The organism is Novosphingobium sp. BL-S-34, from assembly GCF_056857015.1.
In genome coordinates, this window is the sequence record NZ_CM166473.1 from 1,450,137 (window position 1) to 1,464,998 (window position 14,862).

17 protein-coding genes are annotated in these 14,862 nt (G+C 64.0%); 1 reads left to right on the forward strand and 16 read right to left on the reverse strand.

The genetic code is table 11. The annotated features are described in order from the left end of the window. Nucleotides 1-3: 3 nt before the first annotated feature. From AC1VV3_RS20180 to AC1VV3_RS20230, 11 genes are all read right to left on the reverse strand, one after another. Nucleotides 4-993 (reverse strand): hypothetical protein, encoded by a 990-nt coding sequence (locus tag AC1VV3_RS20180; protein ID WP_482962284.1) that lies wholly within the window; start codon nucleotides 991-993, stop codon nucleotides 4-6. A 28-nt stretch (nucleotides 994-1,021) separates the two neighbouring features. After that, on the reverse strand, nucleotides 1,022-2,470 hold the full coding sequence (locus AC1VV3_RS20185; protein ID WP_482962285.1) for a hypothetical protein: 1,449 nt from the start codon (nucleotides 2,468-2,470) through the stop codon (nucleotides 1,022-1,024). Then, nucleotides 2,463-2,843, reverse strand: a complete 381-nt coding sequence (locus AC1VV3_RS20190; protein WP_482962286.1) for a hypothetical protein — start codon at nucleotides 2,841-2,843, stop codon at nucleotides 2,463-2,465. Before AC1VV3_RS20190 ends, AC1VV3_RS20185 begins: the two co-directional genes overlap by 8 nt. Before the next feature lie 303 nt (nucleotides 2,844-3,146). Further along, nucleotides 3,147-5,141 carry a relaxase/mobilization nuclease RlxS gene (gene rlxS / locus AC1VV3_RS20195; protein WP_482962287.1) on the reverse strand — a complete coding sequence of 665 codons (1,995 nt, stop codon included), beginning with the start codon at nucleotides 5,139-5,141 and terminating at the stop codon, nucleotides 3,147-3,149. Nucleotides 5,142-5,503: 362 nt separating this feature from the next. Further along, nucleotides 5,504-5,863 carry a hypothetical protein gene (locus tag AC1VV3_RS20200; RefSeq protein ID WP_482962288.1) on the reverse strand — a complete coding sequence of 120 codons (360 nt, stop codon included), beginning with the start codon at nucleotides 5,861-5,863 and terminating at the stop codon, nucleotides 5,504-5,506. Nucleotides 5,864-5,907: 44 nt separating this feature from the next. After that, the gene (locus AC1VV3_RS20205; protein WP_482962289.1) at nucleotides 5,908-6,093 is read right to left on the reverse strand and encodes a hypothetical protein; all 186 of its coding nucleotides are present in this window, start codon (nucleotides 6,091-6,093) and stop codon (nucleotides 5,908-5,910) included. Between the two features lie 111 nt (nucleotides 6,094-6,204). Then, a complete protein-coding gene (locus AC1VV3_RS20210) occupies nucleotides 6,205-6,837 on the reverse strand; it encodes a lytic transglycosylase domain-containing protein (protein ID WP_482962290.1) in 633 nt (210 codons plus the stop codon). Between the two features lie 83 nt (nucleotides 6,838-6,920). After that, nucleotides 6,921-7,499, reverse strand: a complete 579-nt coding sequence (locus AC1VV3_RS20215; protein ID WP_482962291.1) for a S26 family signal peptidase — start codon at nucleotides 7,497-7,499, stop codon at nucleotides 6,921-6,923. Beyond that, the gene (locus AC1VV3_RS20220; protein WP_482962292.1) at nucleotides 7,492-7,719 is read right to left on the reverse strand and encodes a helix-turn-helix domain-containing protein; all 228 of its coding nucleotides are present in this window, start codon (nucleotides 7,717-7,719) and stop codon (nucleotides 7,492-7,494) included. Before AC1VV3_RS20220 ends, AC1VV3_RS20215 begins: the two co-directional genes overlap by 8 nt. A 301-nt stretch (nucleotides 7,720-8,020) precedes the next feature. Beyond that, on the reverse strand, nucleotides 8,021-9,001 hold the full coding sequence (locus AC1VV3_RS20225) for a HEPN domain-containing protein (RefSeq protein ID WP_482962293.1): 981 nt from the start codon (nucleotides 8,999-9,001) through the stop codon (nucleotides 8,021-8,023). 132 nt (nucleotides 9,002-9,133) lie between these two features. Continuing rightward, the gene (locus AC1VV3_RS20230; RefSeq protein WP_277668216.1) at nucleotides 9,134-9,454 is read right to left on the reverse strand and encodes a DUF736 domain-containing protein; all 321 of its coding nucleotides are present in this window, start codon (nucleotides 9,452-9,454) and stop codon (nucleotides 9,134-9,136) included. Between the two features lie 292 nt (nucleotides 9,455-9,746). Here AC1VV3_RS20230 and AC1VV3_RS20235 point away from each other — a divergent pair, with 292 nt between their 5' ends. Beyond that, on the forward strand, nucleotides 9,747-10,088 hold the full coding sequence (locus AC1VV3_RS20235; RefSeq protein ID WP_482962294.1) for a hypothetical protein: 342 nt from the start codon (nucleotides 9,747-9,749) through the stop codon (nucleotides 10,086-10,088). 17 nt (nucleotides 10,089-10,105) lie between these two features. Here AC1VV3_RS20235 and AC1VV3_RS20240 read toward each other — a convergent pair whose 3' ends face one another. From AC1VV3_RS20240 to AC1VV3_RS20260, 5 genes are all read right to left on the reverse strand, one after another. Further along, the gene (locus AC1VV3_RS20240; protein ID WP_482962295.1) at nucleotides 10,106-10,354 is read right to left on the reverse strand and encodes a hypothetical protein; all 249 of its coding nucleotides are present in this window, start codon (nucleotides 10,352-10,354) and stop codon (nucleotides 10,106-10,108) included. 385 nt (nucleotides 10,355-10,739) lie between these two features. Further along, entirely contained in the window at nucleotides 10,740-10,961 is a 222-nt protein-coding gene (locus AC1VV3_RS20245; protein WP_482962296.1) for a hypothetical protein, read from the reverse strand. 204 nt (nucleotides 10,962-11,165) lie between these two features. Beyond that, on the reverse strand, nucleotides 11,166-13,013 hold the full coding sequence (locus tag AC1VV3_RS20250) for a ParB/RepB/Spo0J family partition protein (protein ID WP_482962297.1): 1,848 nt from the start codon (nucleotides 13,011-13,013) through the stop codon (nucleotides 11,166-11,168). A 127-nt stretch (nucleotides 13,014-13,140) separates the two neighbouring features. Next, a complete protein-coding gene (locus AC1VV3_RS20255) occupies nucleotides 13,141-13,545 on the reverse strand; it encodes a DUF2958 domain-containing protein (RefSeq protein WP_482962298.1) in 405 nt (134 codons plus the stop codon). Beyond that, on the reverse strand, nucleotides 13,542-14,609 hold the full coding sequence (locus AC1VV3_RS20260) for an ArdC family protein (protein WP_482962299.1): 1,068 nt from the start codon (nucleotides 14,607-14,609) through the stop codon (nucleotides 13,542-13,544). The genes AC1VV3_RS20255 and AC1VV3_RS20260 overlap by 4 nt, the downstream gene beginning before the upstream one ends. Between the last annotated feature and the right edge of the window lie 253 nt (nucleotides 14,610-14,862).

Consider the following 14,862-nt stretch of genomic DNA (forward strand, 5'->3'; position numbering starts at 1 on the left):
TCCTCACACTGCCGGAAAAAATGCCGCGACCTGGCTCAGGATCGAGAAGATCTGTTTGCGGTTCTCGCGCGCGACCTGCTTGCGACGCTCAGCCGAGATTTCGTTGTGTAGAACCGCCTGTTCTAGCTCGTCATTTGATGTGCGCAGATCCTTGATCGCTTTCTGCAACCCCGCGATCCGCGCCACCTTGCCGTCGGTCACCTCGTCGGCCGCGATCGCCAGGTCATGCACCCGCTGGACCCGCTCATCGAACCTGAGCATCGTGCGCTCGCGCGAGTAAGCCGCATCGAGAGCGAACAGCTTGTAGGTCGCGGAGTTCGCGTCCTGCAGGCGATTGAGCTTGATCACTGCCGTCGACAGCATGTCGAGCAGCTTGGTCGCGTTATGGCTTTCGATGACCCCTCTGACTCTGCGGACCTTGAGATCGGTCTGTTTGAGCTGAACGAGTGTCCCGATTAGATCGACCACCGCCTTGGCGGGATCGCTGCTCAATACGCCGAGATCGATTACTTTCGATCCCGCGATCCGGTTGATGTCTGAGCTCGCCGTGGTCAGCGTGTCGATCGCACTCGAAATCTCCGCCTTCGCATCGATTGGCTTCTCATCGAGAATATCGGCGAGTGCGCCCTGATAGGCGGCGATCCCGGCGATCGCCGCAGTAATCGCCTTTAGCCCCTGATCCGACACCGGCTGGAGGTTGACCGTTACCTGTCGCGACGGCGGCACGCCGCGCATATCGCATAGACCGCGCTTGGTCTTGGCCGGGTCCCATTTGAGATCCATCACGATCGACGATCCCCAGGTGCAGGTCGGATCGCTCGCGACCAGCGCGACGGCGGCCTCGCGGCGGCGCGCCTGGACATCGGCGACATAAGCGCTCGCGGCTGCCGTGGTGGCCTTCGCCTTGGTCGACACGTCACCGGCGATCTCAAGCCGCACCTGATTGGCCGCGCACCCCGCGAGTAGCAAAAACCCCAGCGCCGCCGTGCGCATCATAAATCTTCTATGATGGTGCGGCGCGTCATTTCTTCGGATTCGCGAAGCGCTGAAACAGATGCGAGACGCTGATCCGCATCGGCTCGAGCTTTCCCTTTGTGTCCGTGTGGTGGCAGGCAAAGCAGTTCTTCGAGCCGGTCTGCGTGTACGATTCCATTGCCACGCTCGACAGCCGGTCCTCGCCGCCCAACATCGCGTCGGTGAACGTCGCGCCGGACTTGAACACCGATCTGGGGTCATCCAGCCAGGTCGCGCCGACAAGAACGTATCGGGTTAACCATGCGGACTTGTTCTTTTTCGCGAAGCTATTGTTTAGCGCGGTGATCGCCCCGTCGATTGCCGTGACCGGTTTCGCTGGATCGGTCGAGCAAGCAGAAAAGGGGTAGACGCGAACGATCGAGCTTTTCGGTGCAAACGTCTGATTCGCATCGTCGACGACCGTCATGCTCGCCGGCTTCTTGTTGATGCCGCTCGCCGGATCACCTTTCGCCCAAAGCAGATAGGGCTGGCCGTCGTCGTTGACCGTTCCGTCCGCCGGCTCGCCCTGCAAGCTGCACTTGCTCTGGGGATCAATCGGATTGCCCTTGGTTGAGGGCGCATTGCGGACATACTCGAACGTCGCCCAGATCATCTCGGGATGATTGACCGTCGTGAAAACGACATGCAGTCCGATCATCGCGACGGTGACCGTCCGCAGCCCTTGCGCATCATTCTTCGCCTTGTCGACGACCAGTACCTTTTTGCTGGGATCGAACGTGGAGGCTGCGGTCGTCAGCCACGGCACTTTGGCCTGGACAACGATTCGATCACTAGGCGGGTTGGCTGCGTCAACGATCTGCCAAGCCGCCTTGAATTCGACCATGTCGGGCGGCAGCTCCGTTTCCGGGGCGGTCGCGAGCAGCTTGGCTAGGTTGTTATAACCCTTGCCCTTGATCTCCTTTGCGAACTCGGGGTCGACGAAGATGTTGTAGAAGATCGGATGCCCGGCCTCGTCGATCAGCACCGAGTTAGATCCTGCCTGAAGGATGTCACCGGCATCGCGGACCTGGGCCGATTTCTCGAGCCGCGGCGCCAGCACCATCAGCTTCTTGTTGCTGTTGGGATCAGCCGCGCCGCTCAGCAATCCAGCTTGGGGATCGCCCCCAAACAGATCGGCATAGCTCTGGTAACCGAGGAAGCGCGGGCTGTCGGCTTCGCCCGCCACTGCATAAAGAAAATGTTGAAGCGCGCGCTGGTAGAACTCGCAATCGTTGCCGCGCGCCGGTTCGATCGACGGCGGCCGCGGCGCCGAGGCGGAGAACCACGCAGCGTCGGCCTCGCATTCGTCCTCCTCGTCGGCGGCGGTGACCTTGGTTTCGGTCTCGCTGGTCGTTGTCTCCGTAATGGCCGGTTTGCTGCGATGGATAGCGACATAGGCGAAGACGCTCGCGCACAGGAGGAACAGGACAAAAGCGAGCTTGGCGAACCTAACCATGTTCGGGCGCACCCGCCGCCAGCCACGCGCCGATATCCTGAATGATCTGCTGGCCGCTCACTTGTGTGCCATCGACGTCGACCGAATATCCAGCATCGGTCACAAACGGCCCGGTATCGGGCATTTGCGACATCGCCGGCGCGGTGCACCAGCCGGCCTGAAGGATCTGGTAGAAAGGCGACGCCGGCATGTTGCCATGGTCGACGATCGGCACCGGTGCGCCGTTGCAATGCTTGCTCGGCACCATGCCGTTCATGAATGACGGATAATCGCCCTGCCAGAAAATGCCGTGCGCGGCATTGCTCGGGTCAAGGCTGCCATTGCCGGCTATCGCGTTCAGGTATTTTTGTACGCGTTCGAATGTGATCGGCATGACTCAATCCCCCTGATGCGAGTCGTGACGTCATAAAGATACGCCAACCATCCTCTCTGGAAAGAATTTTTTCGGCGCTTAATCCTCGCGATACTATCTGATGCACCGATTTCGAGCAATTACCTCAAATTTACATCCACTTCGGATGTTTGGCGCTATTGAGGCCTTCTGTCCTTATAGGGCGCCGATCGCGCGAATGTTGAACGTCAACTTCTGGCGACAGATGCCGTCTGAGGGGACGCTCGGGAATGTCAGCAAAGTCCCAGACCAAGGCGTTCAAGCAGTGCCGAGAGATATGTTGCGTTAAGAGATACCGGGCGGCGGTCGCCCCCGCCCGACGGTCCAATTCACGCCATCCGCGCGAACGAGGCCTGACACCGTTTTGCCTACCTGTCGCTCCAAAGGCGGGCGCCAAGGAAGCAGCGTGAAATCCCGGCTCCGTTCGATAAGAGCATGACGTCCGCTGACGAGATCGACAGCGCGCCTGTAGACGCCTTCGATTTTGTCGCCCTGACGAGCCTCCCGAAAAGGTATTTCGAGCTCGCCAGATAGCTGCGAGGCAACGCGCAGCAATTCACGCCTGCGCAGCGCATTCAGCATGTCGTCCGAAAAGACCATGCCGCCCGCCGCTTCGGTAGCGAACCCTTGCGCCAAAAGCCACTGCCGCCGCAGTACTCGCGCCTCAGCCAATTCTGCTCCGAATCCTGCCTCACGAGCCGGGGCCGCATTGCCGGAAACGAGCTCCCGATCGATCCACGTCGCGGCCTCCAATCCAGCCAGATCCTTGAGCGCTCCGCGAGATAGAACCTCGATGCCCACCGGTCGGTCCTGCAACCGCTGCGATTGCCACGTGGCAACGCGCTCAAGATGATCGCTGGAAATCACCCATCGACCCGATGGTTCGCGCTCCACCAGCCCGCTCTCGCGGCGCATCGCCTCCAGGCGGCGGACATGGGCTTCGGCAAAGGTCTGCGTAGCGGCCGGATCACGGCGAAGATGTAGCGCGACATCGTATTGCCCGCCGCTCCCGGCTGCGACGGCGGCGATCGTCCTGTCGACCTCGCGCACCGATGCCCGCAGCGGCTCGATGCGGACGACCACGCCGCGCCCTACTCCGCTGCCCTCATCGAGGCCGCTCAGCAAGCCCTTCCCTACCGCGACATAATGACTGCGGCCATCTGCCGCATCGACGATCAGGTAGTGGCGATCATCGTTTTCGTTGGAGAGCCCGCGAGATACCACTTTGCCCACCAGCGGCGTGGCGCCTTCGGCTGCCGGATCGTAGATCACCTGGGCAACACCGGATCGCTCCAGTTTGAGACGCGAGAAGTCGCGCTGCATGGTCCGGATGACGTCCCCGCGTTCTCCCATCACGCGCAGCGCTTCCTCCAGGCCAGCAGCAAGTTGGTAGCGATCATTCCCGAGCGGCTCGGCAAGGCCCATTCGCGCAAGCTTTGCCAGCCGGCCTGCGCGAAGTGATTGCTCGAAGGGGTCACCGGCCCGCGCGGCCACCTGCCGATCGTCCCCGGCGTTCCGGAGCAGCGCACGGTCGATCGAGGTGAAACGCTCCTTATCGATTTCCGCTCGGCGAGTGCCGGCGATTTCCCTGTCGGTTCGCGGCCCCAGGTCCAACTCGACAAGATCGCATACCCGCCCTCGGATACCGCCGGTCAAATAGTCGCGCGCAATGACCAGATCCTGGCCCCGCTCGTCTTTCCCGCGTACGACGATATGCGTGTGCGGATGGCCGGTGTTGAAATGGTCCACAGCCACCCAATCGAGCCTGGTGCCGAGGTCCTCTTCCATTTGCGCCATGAGCCGCCGGGTCAGTGGCTTCAGGTCCTCATATTGGTGCCCGTCCGCGGGCGAGACGATGAAGCGAAACTGGTGGCGATCCCCCTCTCCTCGCGCAAGAAATTCCTTGCCACTGGCAGCATCATGTTCCGCTCCATAAAGGGTGCCACGCTCCCCTTCCCTCGTGGTGCCATCGCGCTGGAGATAACGCAGGTGTGCCGCCGCCGCTTTGGCACCGTTCCCGCCCAGCTTGACGATACTCGTCTTGACCACCGCCCGCCGGCTACGCGGGCCGCCCGCGCTTCGGGTCGAAAGCACGCGCCCCACGCCGGCGCCCCGCCCAACTCGACTGCCGGAAAACCCGGATTTGCCGCGGCCTTTCCTTGCCATACCACTCGCGAGGTTTGCAGCTGCCAGAACCTTGCCGAGATAGCGCTGCTTTCCCTTGCCGCCCCGGGCTTTCTGGCGGCCGAGCCGGGGCGTAAACTCGTCGTCGTTGTTCATCGCTAGACCTTCCAATGCGGAAAAATCGTGCCAGCCTGCGCGTTCTACTCCGATCTGGAAACCGGTGCCGGCAGGACCCGCAGGAATGCTGGAAAAATCGCCGATCCGGCACTGTCCGGAGCGGCATAGTGCCTAGAAAACCTGAGAAAAACGACGTGCAGACAGTAGGTTATGGCAGCAGGGGTGCCATAGCTTTTATCTTGCCTTACGCCGCTTTGCCCTCCCTACCGCCCTATCGTGCGCGAACCCCTCCCCGCGCCCCTCTTGCGGAAGCCCAAGCAAGAGCAATCCACCGAGCAGCGAGAAGGCCGGGACGCTGGCCACGAAAGGACCAACATCCCGGCCGCAATCCTTCGCTGCCTTCATCGCAAGGCCGCGTACGCCTCACGCGCTTCACTCTCGCCCGCGCAAGCCCGCCGCGCGACGAGACCCTGCGCCTGCCCATCGCCGTCAACGATGCTCACACCCGCGAACCACCGCCCATCCAGCCTCCCGAGCACCGCCACCCGATCGAGCTCGCGCTCGCCCTCATCGCCGCAATCCCACGCGCCCAGCCACCGTTCGCACACGCGCGCGTCCCACACGAAGTCGCTCTCCTCCGCCTCCAGAAACCGCGCCGCAAGCGCCTCGCCTGCACCGCGCCCGAACTCCAGTTCCAGTCCCGCCACAAGGCTTGCGACAACACCGTCAACAACAACGCCAAGGTTCACATAATTAGCCATGAAAGCCTCCTAAGCCAGTGCGTCCCCATCCTTGAGGACCCCTGTCATCGGACGGTCGGCGCGGCGGCTGTCAGGGCCGTGCCGGCTTTAGCCGGTGCGCCGCGCAGCGGCGGCGGAGGAACCGATTTTGCCAGCAGAAAAACAAACAAACTCGCGCGCGAAGCGCGCTCATTTGCTGCGGCAAAATTGGAGGGGCCGCCGGCCTTTACAGCCGCCGCAGAGGCCGTCATGCTGGGAATTCCGAGGGGGTGGCTGACCTCTCGTCCTAGCGCACGTCTTGGGCCTGGGCTCCAACCTGAAAATGCCTGCGACACTGTGCAGGGTGTCGTGCACAGTACCGTTCAGGGCACCGCGCGGATAGCAAACAGCGGATCCATCGATGGGCGCGCTGGCGGGTTATCAAGGGGAGCATTCGGCACGGTTCTGCCAAGCGGCTTCGCGCTGGGCAACGCTTGATCGCCTGCAATGTCAGAAGGTTCGCGGACCTCCCCAAGCGAAACGAAGATCGTCTGACGTGGCGCCCCAAACCCGAATGCCGTGCCAGACTCAGAGCCTTGTCCGGCCACTTCGGCGAGATAGGCCCGGGTTTCCGCGGGCAGAGCACGGCCCGATGCGAGCGACGCCGCGTAGCGCGTCGGCCCCGCATTGTAGGCAGCAAACATGCCGGGATAGCCGAAGCGATCGTACATCTCGCGCAGGTATGCCGTGCCTGCCAGGATGTTGTCGCGCGGTGCATGCGGATCGCTTCCCAGCCCGAGGCGGCTTCGCAGTTCGGCCCAGGTCCCCGGCATCAGTTGCATGAGTCCCATCGCTCCGGCAGGCGAGGTTATCGGCCCTCCGCTCCGCTGCGTACGTCCCCTGCTTTCCGCGCGCATGACCCGCTCGATCCAAAGGGTAGGTACATCGAAACGCGCCGAGGCTTCCGCGATTTCGGCGCGCCATTGGGCGACGCCGCTTTGCTCTTCGGCGAGCACGGGACTGGCGGCCAACGCGATAGCAGATGACGCAAGGTTCAGCAGAGATCGACCTACTGCTCGTCGCCCTACGATGGGCCGCATCACGTCGCCGGTAACCACAACGGCCTCGCTTTACCGAGGATATCGCGCTCTTGTGTAGGCCCGAAGTACCGGCCGTCGAAGCTGTCGGCTCGCAGGTTCATCAACAGCAGATAGCTGCCCTGGCGAAGCCTCATGCAGCCCTCCCAGGCCGGTAACCTGCGCCCAGAGGGATCGGCAAACAGGCGCTGTACCACCGGCTTTCCATTCAGCATTACGGACGAGCCGCGCGCGCAGATCGTGTCACCTGCAGCGGCCCACACGCGCTTGACCAGCGGCACCCCGGCCGGAAGATAATGCCGGTGCGCTGCCAAGGCGCGGGCGTGTTCGGGCGGCCAGGCGACGACCATGTCACCGGGCAAAAGGCGCCCGCCGGGAGACACCAGATAGAGCCCGACAGGCGCGCTGGCACTATGATTCCACACGAGGCGCGGCACCGGCGGAAACACCAAGGTGAGATTGAGAACGGCGATGCCGGCACCAATGAGGACGGCCCGCCTGCGCAGGCGCCGGCGGTTGCGGCGCGCTGAGCGCAAGGCATCACCCCACGCAAGCAGCGGAAGATTGCGGGCGTCAGACATCGTCTTCGCCTCCGCTTCGGGCGAGCGACCAGGCTTCGATATCGTCAATGTGATAGCGCCAGTTGTGGCCGTGGCGGCGCGCCTTAGGGCCCTTGCCGGCAAGCCGCATGGCCCGCAGGGTATGGGGCGAAATACCGAGGTGGAAAGCTGTCTGCTTGCCGGTGAGATAAGGGCACACTTCGCGCGCCGCCTGGGCGCGGGTTTCGGCGTCATCGGTCATGATTTACGCTCCCTGTCGGCGGGCTAAAAACGCCTGCGCCGCGCAAGGGATGTCTCCTCTACAGAGCCTTGTGGAGGGTCGAAAATCGACATGCGCGTTTTCGCCCCCTCCCCCGCGACCGTTTCCTGTCCCCGCCGCCATGTTGCGATCCGCGAGTGGAAAGAGCACGAAACCCCATCCTCCGCCGCGCTGTGCGAAGAGCGGTATTGCCGCAAGCTATGATGGAAAATCGAGCCGCCAAGGCGCGTGTGCGAGCGGCGTCAGCGCTTATCACCGCGTTGCAGCGGCGCCTATCAGGCCGTCAGAGAACCCGGCCTGGACCAGCCGCCGCCGACTTCTCGATGCGGGAAGATGGCAGCAGAAGTCGCTGTCGAACCAGCAACTCCACCTGCGCGACGAGAGCTTCAATCCTCTCGAACAGCCAAACGAGTTCGTCGTCCCTGATCGCATAACTCGGCGCATACCGGGTCTTCACATAGGCATCGTTGAGCAACCTGAAGCAGCGGCGTGAAAACGCATCGTCCGGTCCCCAGAGATTGCCGAGGTTTGGCACCGCCACCGCGGCGCGTTCGCGCATCCAGTCGATCCGGTGGGTGCTGGGACTGTAGAGCAGATGGGCGAGAAGCAGCGTATGATAGGCGTGTTCGGCGGTCTGGTGGAGATTGAAAACCGCCTGGTTCGACATGCCTTCGGCCTGGCCAAAGCGGGCCATCCTGAGGAAGCTAATGGCCCTGGGAAAAGTGCTGTTGACAAGGCGCTGCGCCTGCTCGCGAAAATCTTCCGGCGCGAGACGTTTCGGCGCTGCAAACGGCTCGCCCGGCAGTCCGTAGAGAAGCAGCCCTCGGCTCACGGCATCGACGAAATAGGACTTCCCGCCCGACAGGCGGCTGTTGATGCCCGTCATCGTGAAAACGGCGAGTTCGACCGGCGCGGAAAGACGGCCCATAATGGCGTGCTCCCGCATCAAATGATCGCGCGTGTGGGTCCAATATTGGGCTTCCGCCAGCCGCTTGTCGTTGACGGCCAGCATGATCTCGTAGCGCTTCGGCGGCGTATCGCCTCCTTGCGGTCTCGGCCTTTTCGTCGTGGCAATAGCCTTTTCAGGGCACACGGCGCCGGGCGTATGCTCACCATGAAGGAGCACTTTCATCACGCGGCCGGCGCGCTTCCAACCTTGGGTCGCGCGGCCGATCGTGTCCTCGAATTCGGTGAAGATGATGCGCAGAATGGCGGCGACGTCGGCGCGCACGGTCTCAGGAAGGTGGTCCAGATCCGATTTCATCGACGCCGGATACTATCCAATCTCCGGCCGGCTGCAACCGCCGCGCCGGACAATCGCTCTCCGCCGCTCCCTGCTGAAACGAACCCGGCCCCGCGCAGTTTTTGCGCGGGGCCGGGAGCATCGCGGCGGGCCTTAGTCGGCCGGGTTCCAGATGATCGCGAAGGTGTCCTCGTCATCCTGGCCGGCCGCGCGGCCGAGGTTGGCGTAGAGCCGCCGGGGGCCGAATTCGGGAGCGGCGAGGCTGAGAGACACGTAGTCGTTGCCGGAGGTTTCGCTGCGGCGGATCCAGCCCGCCCCGACCTCGGCGCCGCCGCAAGTGACGCGGTAGTCGGGCTGGGTGTCACCGGACTTGGCGGTGTTGGGCGCTATCTCGATCTCGGCGCGGATCGAGAGGGTGCGAAGCTGGCCCTTGAAGCTGCGGCCGGTGCGGGTGACATATCCGATTGCGGGCATCTTTCGTCTCCTTGAAGCATTCGCCCCGGAGCCATTTCCGGGCGATGGGCAGACCTTCGGGATCGGTCACAGCGGGACGGCGAACCGTGAGGCCGAAGCACATGCGAAGGACCGAAGAACGCCGCTTATTTGGAGCGAAGCGTCCGCGAGGAGCCCGCGCAGCGGGCGGGGAAATAAGCAGCGGGCGATGGTTTTGCCGGCTCGCGGCCGTTCCAGGTCGATGCCCCTTCCAGCCGGGAATGGTCCCGAGGCGTAGCTGCTTTCATGAGGAGACGTACTTGCCCGCCCGGAGATGTCACCCGCACTGGTCGCCGCTTCGATGCCGAAGGAAGCACCCGCGCGCGTCCTGCGCATGATCGTCGAAGTGCCCGGCCCGGCGGGGGCCGGCGATGTCGCCGGCACCGGCCTTGGCAAGGTCATCACGGCCGGCCGGATCCGTCGCAGCGAAACTTTTATGGTGCCGCGCGTCCGCCCGGCCGTCGGTCTCGCCGGCCCTGCCTCGGCCTGCGTCCGAGGCCGTGCCGCCGGTCGGGCGGGCGAGCGTTTAGGCGTACGCTGGGACCACGACTACCTTCCGCCGCGATCGTTCCTGGCTCCGCGCAAGGATGTGCGGAGTCCACGCGTAGGTGTCTGACCTCGACGGGCGCGCGCTCAGCTTCGGCGCGGCGCGCACACCAGCCGGCTCGCAAGCAGGAAGATATCGCTGGTCGCGCCCTCCGGCGCGCCATCGACGGTAATGGCGTATCGCCACAGTTCGCGCACCGGCCGGGTCACGACTTCGCGCACGAGATCGCCGAGCGGGCCGTGCTTGACGAGACCGGCGACAAGCGTCCCCGCCTTTTTCAGATCTCCATCGTAGCGAACGAGACGCGCGCGGGTATCGTAAACGAGCTGGGCCATGTTCCATCTCCGCCAGTCATGTTTGTTCTTGAAGGTCGTGCCGACCTGCCGCCGGGCACAGAGACGACAACCCGGCCAGGGACTTGCGTATCCCGCAGGCGCAAAGCCCATCGGCGAACGGAGCCCTCGCTGAGACGTTCGCGCCCCGTTCTCTCCCACCCGTCTCGCCTGGGAAACGCCAGGCTCAGTCGCCCGGAACGTCCTATTCGAGCGGCACAATTTCGGCTTCTGGCAAAGGGTTCGGATCCTCGCGGAGATAATCGCCGACGATACCGGCGAGGCGTAGCCGCGTCGGCGTATTTCCCAGACAGCGCGCACGAACGCGTGGCCCGGCCCGGCACCGCTCGTCGCGCTATCGGATCAGAAGGTTCGCGACCATCGGGATTCAGCGGCGCCGCGTCGTCATGCGGGTCTCCCCGCAGAGCGAGCAAGCGCACTTTCCGCGCTCGAAACCGCCCATCCCGGCTAGTTCATGCGCGGCGTGGGCCGCGTCAGCCGGATTACCCAGCTTCAGTCGCTCGGTAATGCAATCATCGCAAACAGGTTCGGGAGAGAGCCTGCCCACGAACTTCTCGATGTCCTGAAAGATTGCTGAAGTTTCACCCATGCTGGGCCTGTGCCACCCGCATCGGATCCGTGCAACGGGTAGATGATCCGCCGCGCGCCCGGCACCGCAAGGTGCGCCGGGCGCGCGAAAATTTTTTCCCGCAGCACCGCTTTTGCGAAGACCCGCCGACGGTGGGAGCGGGACATCCCACCTGAAAAAGAGAATACCCGGCAGGCAGCAAAGCGGCCTGCCGGGCACCCGTAGTCAGGCCGCTTTCAGGTCTTCGCCATGCTCGCCGTCCAGTTCCGCCAGATCTGTATAATCCGTTTCGTCCGCGATGGTGTGATCGGGCGGATCGACCTCATCCGCCGCGCTGCTCACGGCAATCCGGTGGGCATTGGCCTCGGCAGTGCCGACACCGCCGCGCTCGGTGTAGGCAGATGGCGGGAAGGTCATCCAGCGCGGCACCCAGCCCTCCTTTTTCGTGCGACCTCCTGCCCCGGCAAGGTGATCACGGATGATTCCCTTGAGGACCTTGCCCGGCTGCTTGGCGTTGGCGGAGGCCACCATTTCGCCCGCCACTTCCCCGGCCATGGCCAGCAAGACCTCGCGGTCGCGTAGCGTCTCGAGGAAGGCCTCGTCCGCCTGCCACCAGTCTGCCATGGAGAGATTCAGCTCCATTCCGAGCGTTTCGATCACCGGACTACCCGCCGCCAGCGTTTCGCCCATGACGATGGCGAGTACGTCCATCACCGCGCCGTCCGGCAAGGCAATAAGCCGGGCAAGCAGGGCGTTCAGCCCGGTGGTCCGGCTGCTGCCGGTGACGGTAGGCTCGTCTTCGCCAAGACCGAGAGCAGCGAGAACGATTCGGCGCTTCTCGTCGAAGCAGGTTTCCGCCTTGCATTCGTCGAGGCTTACACGGCTTCCCTCGTGCCGGGCTGTCTGCGGCTCGATGCGAACGCCCCATAGCGGCGATCCGGCAACCGCGTGAGCGACCATGAGCCGAAGCGCGAGGCCGGTATGGCCAAGCAAGGCGGCGCGAACGGCGGCATGGCGGTGCAGGTCCAGATAAGTCCGAGTGACCGAAGTCATTTCCGGGCGGGCAAGTTTGCCCGCCCCCTCCGAGGCCTCACCGCGCGCAAGCCGGGCCGCGCCTTTGCGGCTGAGGTAGCCTTCATGGATCACGATTTCGCCGATGGGCCTGACATCGAGATAGACCCGCCCGCCCTTGCGCTTGGGCATCTTTTCGTACTCCCAGGAATGGAAATTCTCGTCCGGCCCGATGACGACGGCATCGGCCCAACCTTGCTCCTTGTATTCGCGGCGGCGCGCCTCGACGGCGGCATTCTGGAGCGACCAGAAGGACCTGCCGCAGGCGAAATAGCTGTCCTGCCCGAACAGGTCGGACACTGTCGCCAGCCCCCTGCCATCGAGCGGGAACAGCGCATGCGATACCGAAATCGTCTGACCTCCCAGAATCCAGCCTTTCAGCTGATGCCCCCTCGGCGCGTAAGCCTCGGGGTCGTCCAGCAGCGCCAGCCAGTCGCGCTGCTGGCGCTTGGATGCCAGAGTCAATTGCCGGACGGTCACGACATCGATTTCCTCGCGGCGATAGAGGTCGCGAATGCGCGGCAGCAGGTTTCCGAGCGCCAACACCCGCTTCACCGCAAGGTCCGGCAGACCGAAGGTCACGGCAATCTCTTCGACCTTGCGTCCTTCGCGGATGAGCCGCGTAAAGCATTCCCACTGTGTCATTTCTTCGGGATCGAGACGGGCGATGTTCTCGATCAGCGAGGCCTCGACCGCATCGGCATCGTCGCCCTCGTCAAGGATCGCACAAGGGAGAACGGCGGATTCCGCTGTGCTTCCATGGGCCTCGCCAGCCGCAGCGCCGTTTTCTTCCGCGACAATTCTGGCGGCGTGGAAGCGGCGCGAACCGGCAACGATTTCATAATGACCCGGCGGGCAGTGCGGCCGCACGAGGATCGGCTGGATCACGCCGCGCGCGCGAACGGTCGGCGAGATGTCGGAAACGTCCGGAGCCTTGCGGCCATGCCGCATGTTGGCCTTGCTGACGCAGAGCTTGTCGAGGGCGATGAATTCGAGTTTCATGATAAGGGTTTCCATCGATTTGGTGTTTCAGGGGTGGCCGGTCCTTCGCACCCGGGTGAGGGACGAGGGACCGGCAGTGAATGAGCGGATAGGAACCAAGGCGTCCGCCCGCGCCGGTCTGCTGCCGCTATCGCGGCAGAAGCCGGATCGCCGCCGGGTCCTCGCGCGTGAGGCGCTCCAGCAGGAGGGCGGCATCGGGGATCGAGCCGGCAAGACGCGAAGCTTCGGCCCAGATCGAAAGGCGGTGCCGGGTGGTAAAGACGAGGTCCGAGGCGATCCGCATGCCGAGCGGCAGAGTGATCGCCTCGATCTCTCTCAGGGAGAAGATACCCAGTTCGGGACTGCCAAAGCCGAGATCGGCCAGCCCATAGAGAGTGTCGCCGTCAGCATAGAGTTCGCTCGCGAGCCAGACCGCACGGCCCGTGGGATTGAACAGGCGCACCAGCGGCAAGGGGTCGAAACGTGGGTTGCGGATGCAGTGCTCGAAGTTTGCGGTAAGCAGCGAGCGGATGCCGGGAGGAATGAGGCTCATGACACCGCCCCCCCGTTGTTCATCCTTTCGCCGTTCGCCTCTTCGCTGCCTGCTCCTTCTGTCTCCATGCTAACGGCGTGGGCCATGTCATAAGCCGTCTCGGCGTCCGCAGCGGCATGGCGCGCCAGCAGCCAATCCGACGCCTTGCTGGCCATCGAAGCGGCCCGGAAGATCGCGCGGTTGTCCTCGCGAAGCACGTCCAGCCACGCCCCCAAGTAATCGGCATGACGCACGGTCGGCACGATCCCGAGCGCGGCGCAAAGGAAAGCCGAACCCATTTCCGCGACGAGTTCCTCGCGGGCGTAGTCCTTGGAACCGAACGCTCCGGTCAGATTGCGGGCGAGGCGCGCTTTACTCCCGGTTGCGTGACACATTTCGTGAAGACAGGTCCGGTAGTAATTCACCTGATCGTAGAACGCGGGCTGGGGCGGCACTTGCACGAAGTCTGCGCCCGGGGAATAAAAAGCCTTTGCGCCGCCGATCCGGAAATCGATCCCGCTGGCGGCAATGACCGCTTCGGCAACCGGCACGATCTCTCGCTCGGGCAGCGCGACCGGTTCCGGCATGAGGCCTTCTCTCAGTCCTTCGCACTGCGCCACGTTGAACACCGTAAAACGCTTGAGAAAGGCTATCGAGCGCGCTTCCCCGCCGCTTTCCTGCGCCCGCGTCTTCTCGGCCTCGGGGGTGAAACGGTCGGCATAGACGACAGTCGTGCCATGCTCGCCCTTGCGGACGTTGCCGCCCGCTTCCAATGCCTGCCGAAAGGTGAGCCAGCCTTGGGAAGGCCAGCCATGCTCGATAACCGCGCCCCACAGGATCAGCACATTGACGCCCGAGTAACAGCGCGAGGTCAGGGCATTACGGGGAAGGCCGACAATCGGCGCGCCGCATGCTTCGCTACTCCACGGCTGGACCCAAGGGACGCGGCCCTGCTCAAGCTCCGAAATGATCCGGCGGGTGACCTCGTCATAGAGCGAGGCCCGGTCCTGCCCCCGGCACTCCCGGCTCTCCTTCACTTCCTGCCACGGTCTCGGTTCCCGCGAACCCTTGCGATTGCTGCGCATGTCTCACCTCCATACGCCGCCTGAAAGACCCAACATGGGCCTCCCCGGCGGAGGCGGGGGTGGGCGGCACGGACGACCGACAAGGCCCGCTGTGAGGCGGTCCCTGCACCGCTTGCGGCCGGAACGTGAGTGGAGGAGCCGCGCCTTGGCGCGGCTTGCAGGGGTCGGCGGCGGGCCTAGACGGGCGGCGAGCCCACCTCCGGCGACGCCCGGGAGAGGCTCACTGATGACGCCGCGCGCGGGCGCAGCCTGC